Annotated in this window: 20 protein-coding genes and 4 pseudogenes; 3 read left to right on the forward strand and 21 right to left on the reverse strand. The window is 48.8% G+C overall.

Going from position 1 to position 24,379, the window contains the following annotated elements:
• The 15 genes and pseudogenes from istB (EXW96_RS04515) to EXW96_RS04585 all read right to left on the reverse strand — a co-directional run bounded on the left by istB (EXW96_RS04515) (position 1) and on the right by EXW96_RS04585 (position 15,019).
• Positions 1-780, reverse strand: a complete 780-nt coding sequence (gene istB, locus EXW96_RS04515; protein WP_174349575.1) for an IS21-like element helper ATPase IstB — start codon at positions 778-780, stop codon at positions 1-3.
• Positions 777-2,372, reverse strand: coding sequence for an IS21 family transposase (gene istA / locus EXW96_RS04520; protein ID WP_155615814.1), 1,596 nt, complete (start codon positions 2,370-2,372; stop codon positions 777-779). The genes istB (EXW96_RS04515) and istA (EXW96_RS04520) overlap by 4 nt, the downstream gene beginning before the upstream one ends.
• A gap of 91 nt (positions 2,373-2,463) precedes the next feature.
• Positions 2,464-3,066 (reverse strand): Ger(x)C family spore germination protein, encoded by a 603-nt coding sequence (locus EXW96_RS04525; protein WP_174349982.1) that lies wholly within the window; start codon positions 3,064-3,066, stop codon positions 2,464-2,466.
• Positions 3,008-4,303 (reverse strand): annotated as a pseudogene (locus tag EXW96_RS04530) (IS5 family transposase); the annotation flags it as partial. The pseudogene EXW96_RS04530 and the gene EXW96_RS04525, both read right to left, overlap by 59 nt.
• A 45-nt stretch (positions 4,304-4,348) precedes the next feature.
• The gene (istB, locus tag EXW96_RS04535) at positions 4,349-5,128 is read right to left on the reverse strand and encodes an IS21-like element helper ATPase IstB (protein ID WP_174349575.1); all 780 of its coding nucleotides are present in this window, start codon (positions 5,126-5,128) and stop codon (positions 4,349-4,351) included.
• Entirely contained in the window at positions 5,125-6,720 is a 1,596-nt protein-coding gene (gene istA / locus EXW96_RS04540) for an IS21 family transposase (RefSeq protein ID WP_155615814.1), read from the reverse strand. Before istA (EXW96_RS04540) ends, istB (EXW96_RS04535) begins: the two co-directional genes overlap by 4 nt.
• A gap of 103 nt (positions 6,721-6,823) precedes the next feature.
• A pseudogene (locus EXW96_RS04545) lies at positions 6,824-7,117 on the reverse strand (transposase); the annotation flags it as partial.
• A 97-nt stretch (positions 7,118-7,214) separates the two neighbouring features.
• The gene (locus EXW96_RS04550; protein WP_174349983.1) at positions 7,215-7,427 is read right to left on the reverse strand and encodes a hypothetical protein; all 213 of its coding nucleotides are present in this window, start codon (positions 7,425-7,427) and stop codon (positions 7,215-7,217) included.
• A gap of 5 nt (positions 7,428-7,432) precedes the next feature.
• Positions 7,433-8,928 (reverse strand): annotated as a pseudogene (locus EXW96_RS04555) (spore germination protein).
• Positions 8,929-9,369: 441 nt separating this feature from the next.
• On the reverse strand, positions 9,370-10,050 hold the full coding sequence (locus EXW96_RS04560) for a chemotaxis protein CheW (protein ID WP_174349984.1): 681 nt from the start codon (positions 10,048-10,050) through the stop codon (positions 9,370-9,372).
• 948 nt (positions 10,051-10,998) lie between these two features.
• Positions 10,999-11,811, reverse strand: a complete 813-nt coding sequence (locus tag EXW96_RS04565; RefSeq protein WP_174349985.1) for a GGDEF domain-containing protein — start codon at positions 11,809-11,811, stop codon at positions 10,999-11,001.
• Between the two features lie 14 nt (positions 11,812-11,825).
• Positions 11,826-12,176 carry a hypothetical protein gene (locus tag EXW96_RS04570; protein ID WP_235594294.1) on the reverse strand — a complete coding sequence of 117 codons (351 nt, stop codon included), beginning with the start codon at positions 12,174-12,176 and terminating at the stop codon, positions 11,826-11,828.
• Positions 12,177-12,452: 276 nt separating this feature from the next.
• Positions 12,453-13,448: a 2-hydroxyacid dehydrogenase gene (locus EXW96_RS04575; protein WP_054819421.1), complete on the reverse strand. Its 996-nt coding sequence runs from the start codon at positions 13,446-13,448 to the stop codon at positions 12,453-12,455.
• 14 nt (positions 13,449-13,462) lie between these two features.
• On the reverse strand, positions 13,463-14,305 hold the full coding sequence (gene larE / locus EXW96_RS04580; protein WP_137669696.1) for an ATP-dependent sacrificial sulfur transferase LarE: 843 nt from the start codon (positions 14,303-14,305) through the stop codon (positions 13,463-13,465).
• Between the two features lie 231 nt (positions 14,306-14,536).
• Positions 14,537-15,019 (reverse strand): glutathione peroxidase, encoded by a 483-nt coding sequence (locus EXW96_RS04585; RefSeq protein ID WP_054819420.1) that lies wholly within the window; start codon positions 15,017-15,019, stop codon positions 14,537-14,539.
• A gap of 157 nt (positions 15,020-15,176) precedes the next feature.
• On the opposite strand from EXW96_RS04585, the pseudogene EXW96_RS04590 reads away from it, so the two are divergent.
• Both EXW96_RS04590 and EXW96_RS04595 read left to right on the forward strand, forming a co-directional pair.
• Positions 15,177-16,476, forward strand: a pseudogene (locus tag EXW96_RS04590) (AAA family ATPase).
• A 21-nt stretch (positions 16,477-16,497) separates the two neighbouring features.
• On the forward strand, positions 16,498-18,204 hold the full coding sequence (locus tag EXW96_RS04595) for a vWA domain-containing protein (protein WP_174349986.1): 1,707 nt from the start codon (positions 16,498-16,500) through the stop codon (positions 18,202-18,204).
• A gap of 184 nt (positions 18,205-18,388) precedes the next feature.
• On the opposite strand, the gene EXW96_RS27255 is transcribed toward EXW96_RS04595, so the two are convergent.
• From EXW96_RS27255 to EXW96_RS04620, 6 genes are all read right to left on the reverse strand, one after another.
• Complete coding sequence (locus tag EXW96_RS27255) at positions 18,389-18,484, reverse strand: putative holin-like toxin (RefSeq protein ID WP_280874145.1); 96 nt, start codon at positions 18,482-18,484, stop codon at positions 18,389-18,391.
• A gap of 129 nt (positions 18,485-18,613) precedes the next feature.
• Positions 18,614-19,711 (reverse strand): DUF3900 domain-containing protein, encoded by a 1,098-nt coding sequence (locus EXW96_RS04600; RefSeq protein WP_174349987.1) that lies wholly within the window; start codon positions 19,709-19,711, stop codon positions 18,614-18,616.
• Positions 19,712-19,845: 134 nt separating this feature from the next.
• Complete coding sequence (locus EXW96_RS04605; RefSeq protein ID WP_062408682.1) at positions 19,846-20,013, reverse strand: XapX domain-containing protein; 168 nt, start codon at positions 20,011-20,013, stop codon at positions 19,846-19,848.
• Positions 20,014-20,240: 227 nt separating this feature from the next.
• Entirely contained in the window at positions 20,241-21,725 is a 1,485-nt protein-coding gene (locus EXW96_RS04610) for a tripartite tricarboxylate transporter permease (protein ID WP_174349988.1), read from the reverse strand.
• Between the two features lie 9 nt (positions 21,726-21,734).
• Positions 21,735-22,184 (reverse strand): tripartite tricarboxylate transporter TctB family protein, encoded by a 450-nt coding sequence (locus tag EXW96_RS04615; RefSeq protein ID WP_062408684.1) that lies wholly within the window; start codon positions 22,182-22,184, stop codon positions 21,735-21,737.
• A 70-nt stretch (positions 22,185-22,254) separates the two neighbouring features.
• Positions 22,255-23,334, reverse strand: a complete 1,080-nt coding sequence (locus tag EXW96_RS04620; RefSeq protein ID WP_174349989.1) for a Bug family tripartite tricarboxylate transporter substrate binding protein — start codon at positions 23,332-23,334, stop codon at positions 22,255-22,257.
• A 445-nt stretch (positions 23,335-23,779) separates the two neighbouring features.
• Between EXW96_RS04620 and EXW96_RS04625 the strand changes: the two genes are divergently transcribed.
• Positions 23,780-24,379 (forward strand): YitT family protein, encoded by a 600-nt coding sequence (locus EXW96_RS04625; RefSeq protein ID WP_062408686.1) that lies wholly within the window; start codon positions 23,780-23,782, stop codon positions 24,377-24,379.

Genomic DNA, 24,379 nt, shown 5'->3' on the forward strand with positions numbered 1-24,379 from the left:
CTACGCCAACTGCTGTTTTTGCAACCACTCCTTTGTTTCTTTCATGCGATATGAATTTCCGTTCATGTTGACGATGTAAGACTGATGCGTCAGCCGGTCAATCATCGCAGCGGTCATCACCGGATCTTGAAAAATCTCACCCCATCGTTCAAAGGACAGATTGGTCGTAATGATCGTCGATTTACGTCCAGCCCGAAGTGACAGATGGGTAAACAATAATTCAGACCCTTCTTTATCAAACGAGATGTAACCCATCTCATCAGCTATGACCAGATCATACTTCTCGAAACGGTTCTGGAATGCACGTAGAGTCTGTTCCGACCGGCATTCCCTGATCCGGTTCACGAGCAGGGGGACGGTTGTAAACCATACTTTGTAACCCTCCAGGCAAGCTTTCAGACCTAACCCGATGCTAATGTGCGTTTTTCCAGTCCCTGGGTTTCCGGACAGAATTACGTTGCGCCCTTCTCGGATAAAATCTAGCGTTTTCAACAGTTTTAACTTCTTCTGTGCATCTTCCGGCAAGTCCCCGACAACCAAATCTTCGAGATATTTTTTGTGCGTAAATTCCGCCAACCGTATTCGGTTGTACCGGGACGCTTCCCGACGGGCATCGCATTCCTTTTCGAGAAGTTGCGTCAGAAATTCTTCGTAACTGGCGTCCCGTTGAGTCGCTTCCTGAATTTGCTCTTCCAAATGCTTACGAATCATCGGGAGCCGCAATTCTTTGCTGTATTCCAGAATCATTTCCTTCAACGCCTTGCGCGGCGAGTGGCTCATGCAGCGCCCTCCTTCGTTTCTGTCGGCCTAGTATCAAACAATTCATCGTACATGCGCAAATGCTCAACTGATCGCTCCGCAATCTCTTGGCCGGTTTCCGAATGTGTCGTCCGAACCACCGGCGCCAGATCTCGGTTTTTGGCACATAGCACTTTAATTTTATCCGTGGTTACATGGGCTGGGTGGATCCACTCCAATTCCTGAATAGCTTGCTCGATCTCCGCGAAACTGGCATCATCTCGAATATATTGCAATAGTTGTACAAATTCCTTGTTGCGTCTGGTATAATACCTTTCGTAGATTGTTTTTATCTTTTTGGGAGCCTGTTGCCACGCCGCGCTACCGGCGAATGCACCAGGTTTTTTCTTTAGCGTATCTAAATAATGGTTCAAGTCCAGCCGCCACTCATGGCTGCCGGTACACCGTACATGCTCCGCTACTTTCGTTTCTTGGTGAAAACAAAGCACTCGGGTCGAGTACACCTTGATCATGATCGATTCTCCAACCAGATGATCTGGTACGGAGTAACGATTTTGGTCCACCATAATCGTCGCGTATTTATCCGCCCGCCCGTAAAGTACACGGGCTGCGTCAAACGGGGGCGGGGAAGGCAAAAGGGTGGGGCGTTCTTCTTCCAGTCGTTCCTTCGCCGTCTGGCCGTTATTCTCGGTTTGCGGCTTTTGGTTGCGCTGAGTGCACACCTCCTGTAAATATTGGTTCGCTTCTTCAAGCGATTCAAATTCGTGCCGGAAGGCGAAGGCTTTCCGACGCACGACTTCTACGCTGCGTTCCACATGTCCTTTCTCATTGCCGCTGCGAATATTGCAAAACCGGAATTGAAAGCCGTAATAAAGCGACAGTTGGAGTAATCCTTGTGTCGGCTCCTTATCCGTTCCGACGAACCGTTTCACCGCGACTTTCATGTTGTCATACACCATGGTTCGATACACACCGCCGATATGCTGAAAGAACAGGGCATGTGCTTCTTGGAAGCATTCCGTCGTTTGCTTGGTGAACAGGTATGCAAAACGGTAATTCCCATATGCGGATGTGAAGACTGCCATCTGAAAAGTTTGAAACTTTCCATTAATTTTGAGCTTCACTTCACCCCAATCGAATTCGCAAATGTCCCCAAGCTCATACAGTGCCTTTATGTATGCTTCCTTTGGTTTTCGTTCCAAACTACGAACCGTCCGAAGAACAGTACTATAGCTGATTTGGATACCTTCGGCTTCTAGTGCCTCGAAGATATCTACCGCCTTCTTTTGCTGTTTGCGTTGCCCTTGGCTTCGCTTTACTTCGTTCTCATCCAGATGAGCCTGAATCTTAGCTGTCATTTCGTCGGTCAGTTTTCGTTTGGGTCGAATTCCGACTGTATACTTGGGCGCGGTAGTGAGGGCATCAATCAGTGCTTGGATATCCACCGAGTTGTTCCCCTCAGCTAGTAGCTGTTGTCTCCTTTCCTCATATTGCCTGATGTACTTCCCAACCGTCTCCCGATGGATCCCTGTCAATCTTGCAATCTCCCGGCGCGACCTCCCCTCATGAATATGCATCATTAATATTTGTTGCATCGTGTTCATCGCGATCATTCTCTCCCAGCCCCTACTTGTTGATTTTCTCTCCAAGTAGGTTTATCGGTTGTGGCCGGTTTTTCAATGATTTTGCTGGCCTGTTTTTAAGTTACCATAGACATTTATAACTCAAATATCCGATCAAGTTTAGTTTTTCATCAAAAATAGCTCTGCCGCCAAGCCGAATGGCTGAACTGTCTTTATTCCGGACAATTTCAACCGTCGGTACTGTCGGACTTTCCTCATCGCCACTTGCTGCCATAAGAAAATCCGCTAAGGTTGTGGTTGCGGAAACGGCTTCCAGACGAATTTTATGCGCAGCGATGGCAGGTACCTTCTCAAACGGGTAAGAAACGTTTAAAAAATGGTTAGCCGTCTCCCCTTTAACAACAAATATATCGCTTCTAAGTCTGACATCCGGATTTCTGCTGTATTCATCAATCAGTTTTGAGATCCCATGCCTGGCCAATTTTTCTCCGATAAAAATCGACCTTCGGTGACCGCCGAAGACGGTTCGGGAAAGCTTGTTTTGAATTCTTCGAGATACATCCATTAAATTTTTTCCCTTTGCCGTTTCAATAAAATAGGCTTTTTCCGGTCCGCTTTTTCCGTCACTGCTTAACTTAGGGCTTGCTGAACAAGATTCGTTCCATTTACACCCAACGTAAGTCTCTAAACCCAAGCAGTCTGAAAAAATGCAAAAAGAGAACACGCAGTCGCCGCTCCAGATTCATGACCAGAAACTGAAGGGCGATGACGGTCAAACTGGTTTCGGCGCCACGCGCCCGAATGCGACCTAGGCCCAATTTGCGCTTGCCTTCTCCAAATTTTCCTTCGATCGCATTACGCTGTACAGCGTCCTGGCGCTCTTGCCGACGATCGGCGACTTCACTTTGCTCTTTCGAGGGTCTGCCGAGCTTCGGGCCACTAAGGCGAATCCCTAGCGTTTTGCAATAGTTCAGGTTGTCTCGATTGCGGTAGATTTTATCGGCTAGAATGACGGCGGGATAATACCCGAATCGCTGTTTGTACGCTTCCACCGATGCTTGCAGCGTGGTTGCCTCGTTGAAGCTGTCCCATTGTGCCGTTTCGATCCAAGCGTAACCGTCCACCAGACTGGCGGCGATTTTGGCGCCGAACTCCACGTTCGCTCCAGCTTTGCCTCGAACCATCGGACGTACATGCGGCTGTTCGATACTCACGATGCGATCGGCGACGATATGTGTCTTCTTCTCCATCATTTCGCGCTGCTGACGGTAGAGCTCCGAGATGATCAGAAGCTGGCGATAGTGTCTTTTGCTCAGTTCCGTGAGAGGCGTATACTTCACGAGGGCTTCAATAATCCGCAGATTCCGTCCCACGTAGCCAAGTTGCTTTTTGATCGCTTTGCGGATCACCTTGCCCGATGCCTTGCGTTGCTTGGAAACACTCAGGTACGATTTTCTGGCTTTCTCGCGGTACGTGCGCGGCTTCTCCATCGCTCCGACATGGGGACGGTGCAGTACGTCGATGATGTCTTCCAGGATTTCACGGGCGTGATTCAGCAGCCCCAAGTCAGTCGGATACTTGATGTCCGCAGGCGCGCATGTCGCATCCAGCATGAGGGTGCCCTTGTTCATGACTTCCGCTGTCGGTGCGGCTGTAGGTGGCAGGACGTGTAGCTTTTTCGCCATGTTGCGGGGTTTCTTCGCCACAACAGGGGGCTCCTCGGGAATGGAGAAAGCGTCCCCTACCTCCATGGTGAGCTGCGAGCCACCCGCGTCGTTGTCGTCGTCATCGCGATCTCGCTTGGACGATTTCGGTTTCGCCTCGGCCTCTCGATCTGCTTGCAGCGCGGCTTGGGCGATCCAGTCATTGACTTCAGCTAGGATTTCCAAGCCGAGCCGTTCCCGAAAATGCGTGAGCAGGGAGTGATGAAACGGCACTGTATTTGTCAACTGAAAATCCGGCCACATAATCATTTAATTTCCGGCCACGCGGCATAAAAATAAAAGCTACGCCAACTGCTGTTTTTGCAACCACTCCTTTGTTTCTTTCATGCGATATGAATTTCCGTTCATGTTGACGATGTAAGACTGATGCGTCAGCCGGTCAATCATCGCAGCGGTCATCACCGGATCTTGAAAAATCTCACCCCATCGTTCAAAGGACAGATTGGTCGTAATGATCGTCGATTTACGTCCAGCCCGAAGTGACAGATGGGTAAACAATAATTCAGACCCTTCTTTATCAAACGAGATGTAACCCATCTCATCAGCTATGACCAGATCATACTTCTCGAAACGGTTCTGGAATGCACGTAGAGTCTGTTCCGACCGGCATTCCCTGATCCGGTTCACGAGCAGGGGGACGGTTGTAAACCATACTTTGTAACCCTCCAGGCAAGCTTTCAGACCTAACCCGATGCTAATGTGCGTTTTTCCAGTCCCTGGGTTTCCGGACAGAATTACGTTGCGCCCTTCTCGGATAAAATCTAGCGTTTTCAACAGTTTTAACTTCTTCTGTGCATCTTCCGGCAAGTCCCCGACAACCAAATCTTCGAGATATTTTTTGTGCGTAAATTCCGCCAACCGTATTCGGTTGTACCGGGACGCTTCCCGACGGGCATCGCATTCCTTTTCGAGAAGTTGCGTCAGAAATTCTTCGTAACTGGCGTCCCGTTGAGTCGCTTCCTGAATTTGCTCTTCCAAATGCTTACGAATCATCGGGAGCCGCAATTCTTTGCTGTATTCCAGAATCATTTCCTTCAACGCCTTGCGCGGCGAGTGGCTCATGCAGCGCCCTCCTTCGTTTCTGTCGGCCTAGTATCAAACAATTCATCGTACATGCGCAAATGCTCAACTGATCGCTCCGCAATCTCTTGGCCGGTTTCCGAATGTGTCGTCCGAACCACCGGCGCCAGATCTCGGTTTTTGGCACATAGCACTTTAATTTTATCCGTGGTTACATGGGCTGGGTGGATCCACTCCAATTCCTGAATAGCTTGCTCGATCTCCGCGAAACTGGCATCATCTCGAATATATTGCAATAGTTGTACAAATTCCTTGTTGCGTCTGGTATAATACCTTTCGTAGATTGTTTTTATCTTTTTGGGAGCCTGTTGCCACGCCGCGCTACCGGCGAATGCACCAGGTTTTTTCTTTAGCGTATCTAAATAATGGTTCAAGTCCAGCCGCCACTCATGGCTGCCGGTACACCGTACATGCTCCGCTACTTTCGTTTCTTGGTGAAAACAAAGCACTCGGGTCGAGTACACCTTGATCATGATCGATTCTCCAACCAGATGATCTGGTACGGAGTAACGATTTTGGTCCACCATAATCGTCGCGTATTTATCCGCCCGCCCGTAAAGTACACGGGCTGCGTCAAACGGGGGCGGGGAAGGCAAAAGGGTGGGGCGTTCTTCTTCCAGTCGTTCCTTCGCCGTCTGGCCGTTATTCTCGGTTTGCGGCTTTTGGTTGCGCTGAGTGCACACCTCCTGTAAATATTGGTTCGCTTCTTCAAGCGATTCAAATTCGTGCCGGAAGGCGAAGGCTTTCCGACGCACGACTTCTACGCTGCGTTCCACATGTCCTTTCTCATTGCCGCTGCGAATATTGCAAAACCGGAATTGAAAGCCGTAATAAAGCGACAGTTGGAGTAATCCTTGTGTCGGCTCCTTATCCGTTCCGACGAACCGTTTCACCGCGACTTTCATGTTGTCATACACCATGGTTCGATACACACCGCCGATATGCTGAAAGAACAGGGCATGTGCTTCTTGGAAGCATTCCGTCGTTTGCTTGGTGAACAGGTATGCAAAACGGTAATTCCCATATGCGGATGTGAAGACTGCCATCTGAAAAGTTTGAAACTTTCCATTAATTTTGAGCTTCACTTCACCCCAATCGAATTCGCAAATGTCCCCAAGCTCATACAGTGCCTTTATGTATGCTTCCTTTGGTTTTCGTTCCAAACTACGAACCGTCCGAAGAACAGTACTATAGCTGATTTGGATACCTTCGGCTTCTAGTGCCTCGAAGATATCTACCGCCTTCTTTTGCTGTTTGCGTTGCCCTTGGCTTCGCTTTACTTCGTTCTCATCCAGATGAGCCTGAATCTTAGCTGTCATTTCGTCGGTCAGTTTTCGTTTGGGTCGAATTCCGACTGTATACTTGGGCGCGGTAGTGAGGGCATCAATCAGTGCTTGGATATCCACCGAGTTGTTCCCCTCAGCTAGTAGCTGTTGTCTCCTTTCCTCATATTGCCTGATGTACTTCCCAACCGTCTCCCGATGGATCCCTGTCAATCTTGCAATCTCCCGGCGCGACCTCCCCTCATGAATATGCATCATTAATATTTGTTGCATCGTGTTCATCGCGATCATTCTCTCCCAGCCCCTACTTGTTGATTTTCTCTCCAAGTAGGTTTATCGGTTGTGGCCGGTTTTTCAATGATTTTGCTGGCCTGTTTTTAAGTTACCATAGACACGGCACTTCATCGACATACGCGGTGTAGCCCAAGAAGAACTGCAAATATGGATTTTCCTGGATTTGTAAGGTGGTCTCGCGGTCGCTTAAACCAAGGCGCTCCTTGATGATGAGCGAGCCAAGGGCGATACGTGCCGAGTACGCCTTTTGGCCGATGGCTGGGGACTTGAAAGAGCTCACATATTTCTCTTCTACTTTGTCCCAAGGGATGATCGCCGCAAGCTGCACCCACCGATTGGTTGGATTTAATTTTCCGCCAAAGGGCAAATAGAAGTTTTCCAACAAGTCTGCCATATCTCGATTCAGCACGAACACTTTCGCTCACTCCATCTGCAAGGTTTTTTACCGATTTTCCGTGTTTTCTTTGCAGATGAATTCGACAAAAGTGCCTCTAAACCCTTGTGAGATAAGGATTTTTTGATTTTTCAGCAAGCCCTAACTTAGAAGGCAAAATAAACTGAGCGCTTCCGAAATAAGTTCCATCTTCGGATAAATCCATGCCCCATCCAAGTAAAATGGCAAGATCGTTTAATTCCTTACGGTCCCAGCATCCTGTTATCACAATGGAAAGCAAGCTTAATAGAATCAACAGCTTCTTTTTCATTCTACTTATTCCTCTGTTCCTGAGCCTGGTTTTTGATTCTCTGGAATTCGTTTTTTGTTGCGTCCGCTCACTAAAGAAGGGCGATATTGCAGACTCCTTCGCGGCGCACGTATTAATACATCCTTCATGTTTGCCGGGATCTGCGGAGCTAACGGACTCATATAAGGAACTCCAAACGAACTCAGACAAACTAGATGGATTAATATGCAAACCGCTCCAATCATTATGCCAAACAGTCCAAGGGTCCCCCCCAAGATGAGCATCGGAAAGCGAAGCAGCCGATAAGCTGTTCCAAGATTGTATCGCGGGATAGCAAACGATGCTATCCCTGTCGTTGCCACGACGATAACCATAGGTGCAGAAATAATCCCTGCTTCTACGGCAGCTTGTCCAATAACAAGCGCACCTACAATGCTTACAGCTGAACCTATCGGTTTGGGAAGTCGAATGCCCGCTTCGCGCAATCCTTCAAACATAAATTCCATCATCAGCGCTTCAACAGCAGCAGGAAATGGTACCCCATCTCTGGCAGCGGCAATGCTGATTAACAAATTGGTTGGAATGAGCTGTGGATGAAATGTAGTGGTTGCTACGTATAGCGAGGGAAGAAATAAAGCAATGTTTAACAATAAATAACGAAGCCAACGAACGAAGGTAGTAATATAAACCGCTCGTAATAATCCTCCGACGCTTGAAGTCCAGCCCAAAACGTCATGGGAACAAGCAATGTAAATGGAGTGTTATCTATGATGATGGCCACTTTTCCTTCGAGAAGTCCCGCGCATGCAATATCAGGCCGCTCGGTATTTTGCACCTGAGGGAAGGGGGAATAAGGAAGATCTTCAATAAAATCCTCGATATAACCGGAATCCACTACCCCATCGATTTGTATGCGTTTGATTCTCTTGCGAACTTCCTCGAGCACGACATCCTGCACGATCCCCTCGATATAGGCAATGACAATATCCGTCTTTGAGAATTTTCCAACCGAATAGGTTTCCATCTTGAGTTTTGAACTTCGAATTCTCCTGCGTATAAGCATCGTATTGGTCCGAAGCGTTTCAGTAAAGCCGTCCCGCGGCCCACGAACAGTGCTTTCTGTAGTCGGCTCTTCAATACCCCGCTTATCGAATCCTTTCAAATCAGCTATAATGGCCTGGTTTTCTCCATCCACAAGAATAGCCGCATCGCCTTTTAGAACATGATCCACCAGATCGTTCAAACATGAAGCCATTTGAACTTGAGCAACGGCAATAAGCCTCTCATCGATGACAAACCTAACATCTTGAAGAATCCCTTCAAGGAGCGGTTTTAAAACAACTTCTTCCAGTGTTTTGGTATCACATAACCCATCGACATAAATCAGCAATAGATGTTTATTGTCGTTTAATCCTATCGGACGAAATATAACGTCAGTACAATTCCGAAATATTTCTTTCAAGCTTTTTTCATTGACGGATAGATCTTCGGACAACATCTGGCTTGGGATATCGGATTTCATTTCGACCACCTTGATTTGAACGCTTTTTTTAAACAGGTGTTACCAACCATGCTTTGTTTTCCTGCATAATTTACCCATTTATATGGCAATTATTCACCTGAAAGCGCCGGTGAGCATGAACCCGTATTCTCACAAAACAGCTGCCCGGGAACTGAAGCTGAGGCTTTTCGGGAGGGGTTAATTTTGCGGTGTCGACGGATCCGTCCGTGTGAAAGTGAAATGTTGTGCCACAATACGCACCAACCATTCCCTGTCCCACTGCTTTACCCACTGTTGGACATATTCGGATAAATTCGTTTCACGGATCCACTCCTCAAAAAGAGTTTCTTTTTTCCATATTAAAGCCTCCCTGCAATTAATCATAGACTTGGATACCGAACCATAAAGACATCCGCAGATCGAGTAAGCGACTGCTTTGAAAAAACAAAAAATTCTTTACTCTTATCCGATGGCAAAATCAAGGACCGCCGCCAGATCAATAATCAGAATGCTTCTTTGCCCTTCGTTCAATTTCGCAATTTCATGGATATACTTCTTTTTATTCCCGGCATCTAACGCTCCGGTACAATTTTCAAGAAGCTCCCTATGAACCATAATGACTTCTGTAACGGAATCGATAATGATACCTATACGTTCTTTTTGGTATTCAACAACCAAAAGCTTGGAAAAAGAACTCTTTCTTATTGAAGTTATCCCAAAAAATGTTCTCAAATTTAAAACAGGCATGATATCCCCTTTTCGGTTTACCATTCCGTCGATGAAGTCGGGAGCCCCGGGGAAGCTGTAAATTTCATCAATATTGATCACTTCACATACAAAATCGATGTTTATGCCATATTCTTCGTTATCTATTCTAAAAGCTACAATCTGCTCCTGATCCAAATATAAATTCCGCAGCCTTGCTTGGTTAGAAACGTTTCCGTTTTCTCCGCATACCTGATTCTCAAAGCGAAATGCTTTCAAATCGTTACAGGGTACTATCTTGTATGGGTCAAGAGTCATAACAACCTGTTTCCCTTCATTGATATGGGCAAATTGACGTATAAACTGCATTTCGGCATATGGAATCACATGATGAGGTTGGTAAAAAAGATTATTGGGAACTCGCGCCACTTCCGACACTTTATCGACAATCATCCCATAGGAAATATCGCCGGCATCAATCCACTTTCACTGTTCTTTAATAACTTTAGTAATTCTTCATCGGTAATCTGCTGCATTCGTAGTCCTCGTTTATGATTTTATGAAAAAAAACTTCAAACTATCTTGATACCCAAACGTACTTGCCGAAGCAAATCACTCCAACAGGATATCATACCCGTGAAATTCTCCTCCTCTTAGATAACTTCCTTTACAAGTATTGTAAAACTCCTGGATCTTCTTGACAGGGGAAGCTACGGTATGATTTCTATAAAGTGACATCAATCATCTTTAGAAGGAGGATCAAATAGAATTTTTGAGCTATGGTGCATATCTGGTACTGACGTAGATTTGAACATCCGCGTCGGTATACACAGATGCTCTGACATGATCGGATATTTCCGAGTCGAGAATCTATCATCCGAGAGATCGATCCTTTTGATCGAGCGGCAGGATGAAGGACGGTCACACACCGGTACTATCAAACGATAGGATTCGATTTTACTCCGTTTGACAGAACGCTATCTCCCTTTTGAATTTAACAAAATGATACTTTTGTTTTGTAGTTCGAAATCAATTTTCTTATCATAGGACAATTTTTTTTTTTTTTTTATTATTAAGACTTCGTTTAAATGAAAAAAACAAACTTAGTTGTAAAAGTGTTTCGAGAAAAGTCTCAAAAACAAAAGCCAATCTTACAAAGCGTTTATTTTGTAAGATTGGCTTTATTTTTTAAGCAAGGGTGAGCGATGAATCGTTTTGCTTTAGAAAGGGCAGACGAATGATGGCATTCAACCTGCCCTTTTCTTATCATATGTATGACTTCAATTCCAGCAATGAATACTAATTCCGGCCCAAACGGATAATCTATCGCATGATTGTTGTATGGGCGATATGCATTTCATTTTCTGCTAAATACGATAACTTAGGTTATATTTCAAATACCGTCTTACGGTTAGCAGAATCCAGGAAGCATCGTTTTTTAATCTCCGTAGAAAATAAGCTTGCTCGAGTAATCATTTCTCGGAAGGAGAGCGAAAACAGTTTCTCCCTATCTTTGCTTCCAAGAAAGACCCCTACGGAGGCACTTACTGTAATATGTCCAATCCTTATTTCTTCGGATAAATTCTCCGCCAATAATAATGCCCTTTCTTCATCTCGAAGAGATACGACAACAAATTCATCTCCTGCATACCTGCATAGATAGTCGGTTTCTTCCGAGGTTTCCTTTAGCCTTCTGGCATAGTAAACCAGCAAATCGTCTCCGACGGGATGACCATACTGTTTATTGATATCTCCGAATCGATCCAAATCGATAAATAGTACCTGGAACGCCTGTTTGTTTTCAATGAAATGTTCAGCCACGGCATGTATGTATGCTTGACGGTACAAACCGGTTAATGGGTCGATAAGCTGACTTAAAGCGCTTTTGAGCGCTTCGCGTGTCACCATTCCGCAAACCTCACTTCCGTCTTTGACAACCAGACGTTCAATTCGATGTGTATCCATAAGCTGGATGGCATCCCAAATAAAACACGTTCGGGGAACTGTGATCAGTTCGGTGGACATGGCGTCTGCAACGATCCGGTTGGGATGCGCGGATCGGACATCAAGTGAAGTGATAATACCTACCGTAATCCCGTGATCGATGACAAGAAAAGAACCTACTCGATGCTCATTCATCCGTTCCGCAACGTAAGCAAGACTTTTGTCGGAAGAAATCGTCATGACTGAAACATTCATTATTTCCTCCACTCTCAATGAAGCTCCACCTCCCGTTGAACAGAAATAGCCACCTTGAGTTCCGAGCGAAGCACCATCGTTTCGTTAATGAGGCCTTCCGCTTCCTCCAAAACGATTGACATCAGAAGGTCTTTGTCCAACATTTCAAATAATGTCTTACGAACCAGTACCGCCTCAATTTTAGGGTGTTCAACCTTTATAATGACAAACTGATCCGGTGACAACGCTTCGGCCATACGGCGGACGGCTTCAGGCCCAACCGGAGCTTTTCTGCCGATAATCAGCAAGTCCTGCATGGGTGGCACTTCAAATTCAGTTATTTTCATGGACAGCGTTGCTTTCCGGGAATAGAGCGACCGATTCATCCTCATTTACCTCGTTACTTAAAAATTCAATAATTCTATTGTAACTTTAGACATCGCACTTGACAATGTATCTAGGTTTTGTTATACATCAGCATCCCAGCGCTTTTCACAAAAATGTAAATAGAGATTCAATAAAACGAATTGATCGATATATCCACCAAACACACATGCTGGAAATGCTGAATCTTTGTCGTATTTAGTAGAGCAACAAAAAATCCTGATTTCTCAGGATTTTCCAAAACATGGTAATTAATTCCGCCAAACCGTTTCCTACAACTACGCCTTCACCAGTTCCCGCAGCTCCTTCACCACATTCGAAGGAGAATCACTGGTCAGCGCCGACACCAGATTCTTCGCGGCCAGCATGGCCATGTCAAATCGAGTAACGGCTGTGGCCGAGCCGATATGCGGAAGCGTCACGACGTTAGGCATCTTCAGCAGAGGGTTATCCGGTGAAGGCGGCTCCGGATCGAATACATCAAGGCCGGCCCCGCGAATCCGGCCGGTTTGAAGCGCCTCGATCAATGCCTGTTCGTCCACGGTTTGGCCGCGGGAAGCATTGATAAAGAAGGCCGTCGGCTTCATCATTTCAAAATGCTCTTTACGAATATAATGAACCGTCTCCGGCGTCAATGGCGTCATCAATACGACGAAATCAGACTGCTTCAGCAGATCTTCCAGGCTGCTGTATTTTGCACCGTAAAGCTCCTCGGCCTCCGGACGGCGGCTGCGGTTGTAGTATAACAGCTCCATATCGAAGCCGTTGACAGCCCGTTTGGCGACGGCCTCGCCAATGCGGCCCATGCCGATGATTCCGAGCTTGCGGTGGTGGACGTCCATACCGAAGAAGATGTCATCGGTAAGTCCTTTGCCCCGCTGCCATTTTCCTTGCTTCACGAACGCATCCAGCTCAGGGACCCGGCGCGCGGCGGATAACATGAGCGCCAGCACGAGATCGGCAACCGTATCGTCAAGCACGGTCGGCGTGTGCATGCCGAGAACGCCCCGTGCTTTCATGGCCTCGATATCATAGTGGTTATATCCGACCGATATGCTGCTCACGGCTCTCAGCTTGGGAGCATGATCCAGCAGCTCCTGATTGATCGGAACGCCGGTGGCCAGAAGTCCTTCCACGTCCGAAAGCTCGGCCAGCAAGGCCTGGCGCGAAGCCGTGCCTTGCCCGTCCCACATTCTGCAATCGCAGTGCTGCTCCAGATATGCCAATACTTCCGGCTGCACCGGTTTAGCTATATATATTTTCGGTTTCCCCATGATCACTTAGCCTCCTATTGCCCCGCTGCTTGAACGGCTTGCTGCTCCTGCGGCAGCACTTCGTTCAAGCTGCCCGAGCGGTAGCCTTTCAAATCCAAGGTGACGTAAGCGTAGCCGATTTCCTTAAGCTTGGCATGCACCGTCTCCGCGACGGCCAGTACCTCAGCCAGCTCGGAGGCCGGCACTTCAATCCGTGCCAGCGTGTCATGCTGACGCACGCGTACTTGACGGAAGCCCAGCTGAATAAGAAAATCCTCCGCCTGATCGATCATGGAAAGCTTCTGAGCCGTAATCAGCTCGCCGTAAGGTATTCTCGAGGACAAGCAGGCGAAGGACGGCTTATCCCATGTTTTCAATCCGAATTTGCGGGACAAATGGCGGATCTCCGATTTCTTGATCCCCGCCTCAAGCAGCGGCGCGCGGACGCCTCGTTCATGTGCGGCCTGCAGTCCCGGGCGGTGTTCGCCCAAGTCGTCCGCAATGGCGCCGAATACGACATGCTTGTAGCCGCGCGCCTCTGCAATCGGAATCAAATGATCGAACAGCGAGTTTTTGCAAAAATAACAGCGGTTTGTCGGATTCTCCGCATATCCGGGTATGTTCAGTTCACTTGTATGAATCACTTCATGCGACGCTCCCAGCTCGCTTGCCAGCGCGATCGCTTCATGCTTTTCCCGTTCGGGATACGTTTCGGAATCGGCCGTAATGGCAAGCACACGGTCTTTACCCAAAAATTCCAATGCCGCCTTCAACAAAAAAGCGCTATCAACACCGCCGGAAAATGCGACTACGACTTTGTCCATAGAACGGAGAATGTCCCCAAGTTTTTCATATTTTTGCTCTATTTGCTGCTCCATGACTGCCAGTTCCAGCCTCCTTTCATCATGCAGGGAAATCCATCGGATTCTCCCTGTCGCACACGTTTGCATAGTATGAGCTGGTATATCCACTCTTGCTTATTATAGACCCTTTTGAAGCTGAGAAAAAGGTATTTTTTTTAGATCTCCCTTCAGCATTATGAAAAATGTGTTAAAAAACAGCCCGCCCTGCAATCGCAGCAAGACAGACTGTTCCTCCAGGAAGTAAATTTACTTGCTCAACAGCGCTTTAATGTCCTCTTCAAGCGCCTCAGGCTCGGTACGGGCCGAGAACTGCTTGACCGGCTCTCCGTCACGATTCACCAGAAACTTGACGAAATTCCACTCAATATCCCCGGTGCGGCTATCTGCAGGAACGTTATTTACCAAATAAGTGTAAAGCGGATGAGCGTTCTCCCCTTTGACGTCGATTTTGGCGAACATCGGGAACGTGACCTGATATTTCAACTCGCAAAACGATTTAATCTCTTCTTCCGTGCCTGGCTCCTGGCCGCCAAACTGGTTGCATGGAAACCCGAGAACAACAAGTCCCTGATCCTTGTACTTGTCATAAAGCGCCTGAAGCCCTTTATAATGGGGGGTTAATCCGCAAGCGCTGGCCGTATTGACGATCAATAGCACCTTGCCTTTGTAATCCGCGAGAGACTTTTCTGTTCCGTCAATAGTTTTGGCTGAGAAATCGTAGACTGACATGTTATCCTCTCCTTATCGGCATGGAATCTGACTTCTCTATTGTACCATGAACCCCATTGGAATAAAAATCCTTGGCCGATTAGAGAAAAATGGTCCGCTCTGATACAATAATGAAGAAATACCGGGTGACAAGGCCGAAGGAGGTACTACGCTGATTATGAATGAAATGCAGACGATTCAAAATAAATTGGAAGAAGCCATCGGCCAATTAGAGTCTCGTTTTCTCGAGCGGGAGGAGCTGATCCGTTTGCTGCTGCTGGGACTCATGGCCGGCGAGAACGCGCTCTTGGTCGGTCCGCCGGGTACAGCCAAATCCCAGCTGGCGCGAGCAGTTTCCCAGTTGTTCGGCAGCGGGCGGTGGTTCGAATATTTGCTCACCCGCTTTACGACGCCGGACGAGATATTTGGGCCGGTCTCCTTGAGACAGCTGAAGCAGGACCAATATAAGGCAGACCGACGGGTATTTGCCTGCGGCGGATTTTGCCTTTTTGGATGAAATATTTAAAGCGAACAGCGCAATACTGAATGCACTTCTGTCGATTTTGAACGAACGCATCTTTTTTAACGGCCAGACCAAAGAGCAGGTGCCCCTGCTGTTCCTCATGGCGGCCTCCAACGAGCTTCCGGAGGAAAACGATCAGCTTGCGGCGCTGTACGACCGGTTCCTGATCCGGTATGAGGTCGGGTATTTAAAGCAAATGTCCAGTTACGAACGTATGTTCCAGATCCCGAATGATCCCCTGCCCCCGCTGCTTTCCCTGCGCGATATTGAAACCGTACGGAGAGCGGCAGCAGAAGTAACCATACCGGAACCGCTGATTTACATGCTGTATCAGTTGAAGAGCGGGATGGAAGAAAAGGAATTCGTACTGTCCGACCGGCGCTGGAGGAAAATAGGCCATGTCTGGAAAACGTCGGCCGCGCTGAACGGACGCACGGAGGTCGGCGTTTGGGATACGGTCTATACCCCTCATATGCTCTGGGACCTCCCGGAGGATTACGGGACATTGCGGGAGCTTTTTCAGAAGGTATTCCAGGACGCCTTGAAGCAGGAGACGGAGCGGGAGCTGCCGCTTAAGCGTTACGATCAGATTGCGAAGCATTGGCTCGCCAAAGAGGAAGAGCTCCATGCTTTCCAATTCAAGAAAGAAGTCGGCGGCCGTTTGAGTAAAGAGGATCAAGAGAAAGCGAATGCCAATCTGGAGGAATGCCGGATGGAGCTGGAGGAAACGGCCCGCGAGCTTCGCGGCAAGCTGGTGCAGTGGCTGCAGCGGGAAAAGGATTTGCCGGGTTATATCCGAAACCGGAATTTCCTGCTGTTTCAAACCGCCCAATACGCCGTGAAATACACGCACCTCCGGATTCAGGGCGAGCGCACGCTGCAGACGCTGCAAGGACTCTACCGCACGCTGTTCGACCGGGAGATTCCGGGCGTCGAATATGATTACACGCTGTAACTTTGTCGAGGTGGTGGCATCATGATCATACGCTGCGCGCGGATCGACCGCTTTGTGTTTGACGGATACGTTCACTCCTCCAGAACGGCGCAGGAGTGGATTCGTGAAGCCGAATCGCGGACGCCGTGGTTTACCATTGAGCTGTTCGCCGATTTCTTCTTATGCTTTTATCTGGCGAATCCGCAGGCCGACTACAGCGGCGAGGCTACCCCGTTTCACCGCTGGCTGGTCGGAGAGCTGCAGAAGCAATTTTTTTACCGGACTATCCATCCCCGGACGATTGGCAAAGTGAACGCTTCCTTCAAAACGGCGCTCAAATCGCTCATGTGGCTGACAGAAAGCTTCGAACAGGAAGTCAAGCGGAGAAAACACGAGGAACAGCAGCTCAGGACGATCGGAATGAATGAGCAAAAACGGCAGCAGGGCCAGGAGCAGTCGCAGGTTCAAGAGCACCTTACCGAGAAACAATTGGAGCAGCTTCGGCTTGTCGGGTACACCCTGCAGCGAGGCAAGCGGAATGTCGAGGAAAAGCAGGCGGCACTGGACAGCCGTCCTTTGGTCCATGCGGAAATCGACGCATTAAAAGAGCGGATCCGCTCACTTCAGAAGGAGATGAGGACCGACTTCATTCGCCGTGACAAGCTGCGGCAGAAGCTTGCAAAAGCGGAGGCCGAGCTTGGCGAGCGCGAAAAGCAGCTGGAGCGTATCAGCCGGCGGGAGCGGGAAACTGTCCGTCAGCTGGAAGAGCAGCTCGGAGGCTGGTTGAACCGGGCGCTGCAGGAATCGCTTGGACGCGAAGATGCCGAAAGCCTGGACGTGTTCGAGCTGCTGCAGGCCAGTCAACGGATTGCGAACCGCCGCTGGGGCAGCGATCTGGGGCGTCTGCATCGGCAGCAGTTTACGCATTACATGCAGTGGGTTGAAAGGCTGAAACGGCATCCGGAGCTGATCGCCTTCCTGCAGGAGGTCGGCCGGCAATTGCAGCATTTGAAGGCCCGGCGCCGCAAGCTGCGCTCCCCTCGCATCCCTGAAAGCTATGACGACCTGCGGCAGTCCGGAGATATCTCGCATATGCTTGCCAGTGAGGCCAGTCTGCTGGCCGATGAAGATTACGAAGCGTATTTTATGGTCAAATGGCTGGAAAGCAAGCTGCTGACCTATAACCTCTCCGGCTGGACCGAGGAGCCTCAGAGAGGTCCCGTCATCTGCATGCTGGACACCTCCCATTCCATGCGGGGCAGCAAACTCCGGCTTGCGCAGATTTTCATCGCCACCTTCGCGGCCTTCAGCATGCTGGAAAAACGCGATTTTCATCTGCTCCTGTTCGGCGCCCGCGGCGAGCTGATCGAGCATCCGCTCTATTGGCGGAAGCCTGACTGGCCAGCGTTCTACGCCTTGGCGCAGATGGCCTTCGGCGGCGGTACGCACTTCGACGCCCCGCTTCGCCGGGGCATCGAGCTGGTGCGCGCGGAGCCCCGCTATCATGACGCCGATTTCATCATGGTCACCGACGGTGTCGGCTCCGTCTCCCCGCCCGTGCGGGATGCGCTGGCCGAGCTGGGCAAGACAAAGCTCGTGCGCCTGCACTCGCTCATTATCGGCACGGCGCGGCAGCACCTCGCCCAGTGCTACGATATTTTGGGCGTTTCGCATCAAGTGCGCTTCGCCGCCTCCTGGGAGACACAGCGCAGCGGCGATCTGCTGCTCGACGTATTCAAGGGTCATTAATGGATGCCTTGCAGTCCATCCGGGAGGAGTGTCTCGTTGTCAATCGGTGTCGTTCGTGTTATGATATAGACAACAAAGACCAAGTGCTGGTAACACTTGGTCCGCACAATTGGCTTGGATGGGTTTTCCCTTCCCGGTCATAACGGAAAAGAACCCACCTGGGCGCTAACCTTAGGGTGGGTTCTCATTTTTTCTTGTAGTTATTACTAATGTATGTTAGTAGTGCAATGAGAAATGAACCGAATAACAACATCATCGTTATGGCATCATTGATTTCCATGGCCTCACCTCCTCCCTGCTTCGGCTGTTACACCTTACAGTCGAGAAAGGACACCATGCCCACCCAAGATTCAATTGTAATTTCCATTTTATCACACGAGATCAATCCGAACAAGCGTTCTTCCAATCCCTAGTAAGGCAATGCCGCTGCCGCCAGCTCTTCGTCCCTAGCCTTGGCCTTGAGCCGGCCTACAAGCGAATCCAGGGGCTCCGGCATCAGCAGCTCCACCGGCGAGATCCCGCGGTCAAACTCCAGTCCGTCTCCTTCCAGCACAACGACGTATCGATCCCCCAGCTTGGCGATATGCAGCCGGTCGCCAAAATCGGCGAGCAGCGCCTTCACGATCATATTTCCCAGCTTCAGCTTCATCTCGAGGTCCGGCTTTTGCTCGACCATCATCGAAGCAGCTTCGATCACCTGGCTTTGATCCCATTTTTCCTGAAGCTCCCGCTTCTCGCTATGAGCCCACAGCTCCATTTCTTCGAGCTCGCGCTCCTTTTCTTCCGGATGATCCTCGTATACCTGCTCAACGTACTGCTGCACGAAGCCGAGCACCTGATCGCTCATCAGCTCGGGCACCGATTTCTCGTATTCGACGAACTTCAAGAAGTCTTCAAAATATCGGGCATGCGAGGATTGGTGAATCTTAAGCTCCCATACCTCCATCATTCCCGGCTCCGGCATGTGCGGGTACATTATGGATTTCATATTTTTGGCGTTGATCGCCATCTCCACTTTATTCAATAGACTGCGCTCGTCCGTAATCCGGGCAATTTTTTGTTCGAAATCGCATTTGAACACGAACAGAAACGGCTCGTCAAAATATTGATTTGCCTTGGCCCGCACAATGAACATCGCGCCGCCCCGAATTGCACTCGCATTCATATAGGTGGTCACCAGCTCATCGGCATGGCCCATAAACGAATCGATCGTCTCCGCCGTGCGCAGCCGGGCAAACATATTATAGTTCGGGTTGCTGTCCAGATCATATCCGGGCTCAACAACGAATCGGCCGATCTTCGTCGGTACCTGTTCCGACTTCGGGTTGCGTTCGGCCTTGCGTTTGGCGGTTTTGGCGAACTCTCCGTCCAAAAACGCGCTGAGCTCGCTTGCGGAGTAGTCATCCCCGTCCATTGTCTGGTAATGCTTGCTTTGCTTGCCGCCTTGTCCGTCCTCTCCCTCCACCTGGATTACGAAAAAAGAAATATACTCGACGTCAAACTTCATCTAAGCGTCCCCTTCATCAGTACATTGTTAAGCCGCCGGTCAGAAGACCGACTACTAGTATACTACAAGGCGCCGATGGGTTCATAGAGACAAAAGTTCGAACATCCGATCGCGGCAGGGCCCGCGGTCGCCTTTTATTTCAACCATTCAAGCAATCGCTGCATAAGCATACCGCCAAGGTATATACCCACGATACCCAGTACTCCGGGCAGGACCGGCGGAGCGGGAAGCGGCAATTTTATCCATTTAAAAACAACCCCGACGATAAGCCCGGCGATGAATGCCAATACGGATTCTTTCATTTAGGCAACACTCCATGATCAAAGGTTTGGAATTTCGATATCTTAAATATCCTTATACGAATAAAGCGAATGAAAAAACTCCCTTTTAGGGGAGTCAATTCGATCGGCCATCACCAGGTAACAGACAAGCGATGTGATTATTCTTTGTTGAAACATGGATGCTTATGTATTCGTTTAATGCAAGCAATAATGGCCTGCCCATTAATAGAAGCTGATGTACGCCGGCTTCAACGCCGCTTGAGCAGCAGCTTTTTTGCCATCGGAAACACAAGTATGATGACTGTGAGGATCAGTAAAGAAAGCGAGATCGGACGGTCGATAAAGATCATTAGACTTCCGTTGGAAGCGGTCATCGATTGGCGGAACGATTGCTCCATCATTTCTCCCAAAATAAAAGACAGAATGAACGGAGCTGCAGGAAATGAGTATAAGTACATGAAATACCCGATCATCCCGAAGAGGACCAGCATATACAAATCAAATACATTGCTTCCGATCACATAGACCCCGATAAAGCAAAACGTAATAATGAGCGGAATCAGCATGGCTCTGGGTATATACATCAACCGTGAAATGTACGGGATTAAAGGGAGATTCAAGATCAGCAGGAAGATGTTTCCCACGTACATGCTTGCAATGACGCCCCAGAAAATATCGGGATGGTCCTGGAACAGCAATGGCCCCGGCTGGATGCCCATCACCAAAAAAGCTCCCAGCAGAACGGCCGTCGTCCCCGAACCGGGGATTCCAAGACTCAGTAAAGGGACGAAAGCGCCGCCGGACGCCGCGTTATTGGACGTTTCCGGTGCAGCTACGCCAACCAAGGAGCCTTTCCCGAATGCAGCCGGATTTTTGGACAAGCGTTTTTCGGTAATATAGGCGAGAAACGAGGAGATGGACGCCCCCGCACCGGGCAAAACGCCGATCACAAAGCCAAAAAAGGACTGCCGCAGCGTGGGGCCGGTGATCTCCTTGATCTCTTTTTTGCTCAACAGCAGACTTCCGATGGCCTTTCTGTCATGGAGGGCTTCATTCCGGTGGATGATAAGGGAGCTCACTTCAGCTAACGCAAAAAGTCCCAGAGCAATGATCAAGAAATCAAATCCTTCCAACAGGAACACGGAATCAAAAGTAAACCGCGGTGTTCCGGTCTGGGCATCGATTCCGACGGTAGCAACCATAAATCCGGCGACGACGGAGATCATCGCCTTTATCTTGGAGCCGTCAAACAAACTGGACACCGTAATGAGCCCCAGGAAAACAAGCGAAAAATATTCAGGAGGACCAAACGACAAAGCGATTTCCGCCAGATAGGGCGCAAATAACATGAGCAGAACGACACTGATCGTTCCGCCTGTGAACGAACCGATGGCCGCAACGGCAAGCGCCTTGCCGGCCTTCCCCTGTTTTGCAAGCTGGTAGCCGTCAAGCGTCGTCACGACGGAGGAGGATTCGCCCGGGGTGTTAATCAGGATCGATGTGGTGGAGCCGCCGTACATCGCTCCATAATAAACGCCGGCCATCATGATCAGTGCAAGCGTAGGATTCATCCCGTAGCTGACAGGAATCATCACGGATATCGCGGTGATCGGCCCGAGTCCCGGAAGCATGCCGATTAATGTGCCGACAGAAACGCCAATCCATACGTACAATAACGATTCCCAGCTCGTCGCAATTTGAAAGCCCTGCAGCAGTTGTTGAAAAGTATCCACGGCTACCTCCTATAAGGGCAATATCCCGGCAGGCAATTCGATATCCAGCAAATAGTTAAAGCTGAAGTAAATGGCCAACGAATAAATAAGCGAGACGCTGATATTGACTTTCCAATTCTTATAGCCCAAAAATTTCGTGCAAACGATTAAAAACAAGGCGTTCACAATGACAAACCCCACGGCTTCAAGCAGCAAAATGTACAGAAGCGCCATACCCAGCACGGATAACAGCACGCGCAAATCGGCGGGGCTGTGCTTTTCTTTGGCTGCTTCATCCGTTTTATTGAAGTACAAAGCGATCGATAGAGCGAACAGCAAAAATCCCAGCAATTTGGGCACGACATCAGAATCTACGTTGACATAGGGGAATTTAGGCAATTTAAAGCTGTAATAAAGAAAGACAATGGACACGATCAGCAAAACGGAAGCGATTTTTTGATTGGCTGTCTTGAACAACAATCATTCACCATCCCTTTTTAAAACGAAGTCAATGTAAGGGGAGGTAACCCGAACATTGACTTCCACCAATTTATTTTTTTATCAGGCCAAGCTCATCCAGCAGTTGTTTAAGTGCTGCTTCTTCCTTCTCCAGGTATGCTTTATACTCTTCGCCGGTTAAGAACAGTTCGTTCCAGCCGTATTTCTGGCGTATTTCCACCCAGGCGGAGTTCGTGTTTAATTCCTTGAATTTCGCTTCATAATATGCGAGTGCATTGGGGTCCATTCCGGGAGGACCGAAAAAACCGCGCCAATTTTCGAATGTCGCATCGATTCCCTGCTCCTTCGCTGTTTTAAATTCGGATATGCCATCACCCGAAAGCCTTTTCTCCGATGTAATTCCAAGCACTTTTACTTTTCCTGCCCGTACCTGCTCCACCGATTCCGCAATGCCGGTAGAGTAAATGTCAACGCTTCCATTCAAGAGAGCAGGCAGTGCACCCCCGTCTTGTATCGAAACATACTTGATTTTTCTAATATCCACACCGGCTGCTTTCGCTACCTTAATGAACTGCATATGGTCCATACTGCCGGGTGCCGATGCGCCGACAACGGTAATTTTAGCGGGGTCCTTCTTCATATCGTCAAACAATTCGTTTAAATTGTTCCACTTGGCGTCCGCTCTGGCGACAAATGAACCGTAATCGGTAATCAGGTTGGCAATCGGAGTGAAATCGCGAAAACTAAATTGCGATTGACCGTTCAGATGCACGAAAATAATCGGCGGGGATGTAACAAATAACGTATGATTATCTCCTTTTTTCGCATGCACGCCGGCCCAGGCCACCGCACCGCCGCCGCCGGCCTTGTTGACAGCGCCCATGCTTTGCCCGATGATGTTTTGTTGCTCCAGCACCTTCGCCGCCATACGCGCGGTCGTATCCCACCCTCCGCCTGCTCCGGCAGGCACGACAACCTCAATCGATTTGGCGGGAGACCAGGCAGCCGCCGTCCCCGTTGGATTGGCATTTGCATTGCCGTTAGCCTGCTTGTGATCGGCGGGATGATTCGAGGCTCCTCCATTCGTGCCCGATGTTTGCGTGGAGGAACTGCATGCGGCTATTGTAAAAGCCAGAACCGCAGCCAAACCAAGTGTGATCATTTTTTTCATCCTGTGTACCCCTTCTCGCTTAAAATGGTTAAACGTACGCGGGTCAGCCGGAAAGACTCCGCCTGAACCTTACCATATCCATATGCCGGATCCGGCTGCGCAATTCTTGAACCGCTTCAATTACTGAATTTTTTATACATAGGACAAAGCCACTCCGGCATATGCTTTTAAATAACCATTTACGGGGTGATCACATGAGTAAAGAATCAATGACGCTTGGACAGTTCATGGATAGACCGCATAAAAGCCGGCCTCATCGTTCCGTGCTGCTGATAAGGATACCTGGCGGAAAAAGAACGTCACGGATCATTCGCTCGATCTTCAACAGCAAAAAAGCTTAGTCGGACCGGGGAACGGTGTTCCGGCTAAGCTTTTTTAACAAATGTGAACCATAATATGCTACAATAGCACATAAAACCTATTTCATATCCCGGATGGTGTATTTATGCGCAATGTACTATTAATCGTGGCAATCCTCATTTTTGCCATAGGAAATCTGCTTTTTGCCGTTCCTAACTACATTATGAACGGTGGAATCACCGGTTTAAGCCAATTATCCTACTATATTTTTCATACAAATATCGGTTTAAGCCTACTGCTGTTCAATTTACCGCTTTTCATTTACGCCTTTTTTAAATACCGTGATTTATTTTACAAATCGGTGGCAAGCATGATCGTGTTTTCCCTGGCCGTCGGATTATTGCAGGATTTTATCATCCCTTTTGGAATCCAGAATATCTGGATCGGCAGTATCGTCGGCGGCTTTTGGATGGGAATTTCCCTGGGCATTCTCGCGAAGCTGAACGCCAGCTTGGGAGGCGGATCTTTGCTTGGCAAGATGCTCAATCTGCGTTACGGATTCTCGCTTAGCAAATCCATTTTTTTCATCGATGCTTCAGTATATCCGTTGAGCCTTTTTATCATCGGAGGAAGAGAGACCTTATTTTCCTTGATCTTAACCGCTTTTAGCGCTTTTGGCGTTTACGTGGTCGGCTTGTTATCCAACAGGATACCTGCTAAGGATAACAAGCCGTCTTTTCAGTAA

This window comes from Paenibacillus sp. JMULE4, assembly GCF_013337105.1.
In the GTDB taxonomy this organism is placed as follows: Bacteria; Bacillota; Bacilli; order Paenibacillales; family NBRC-103111; genus Paenibacillus_G; species Paenibacillus_G naphthalenovorans.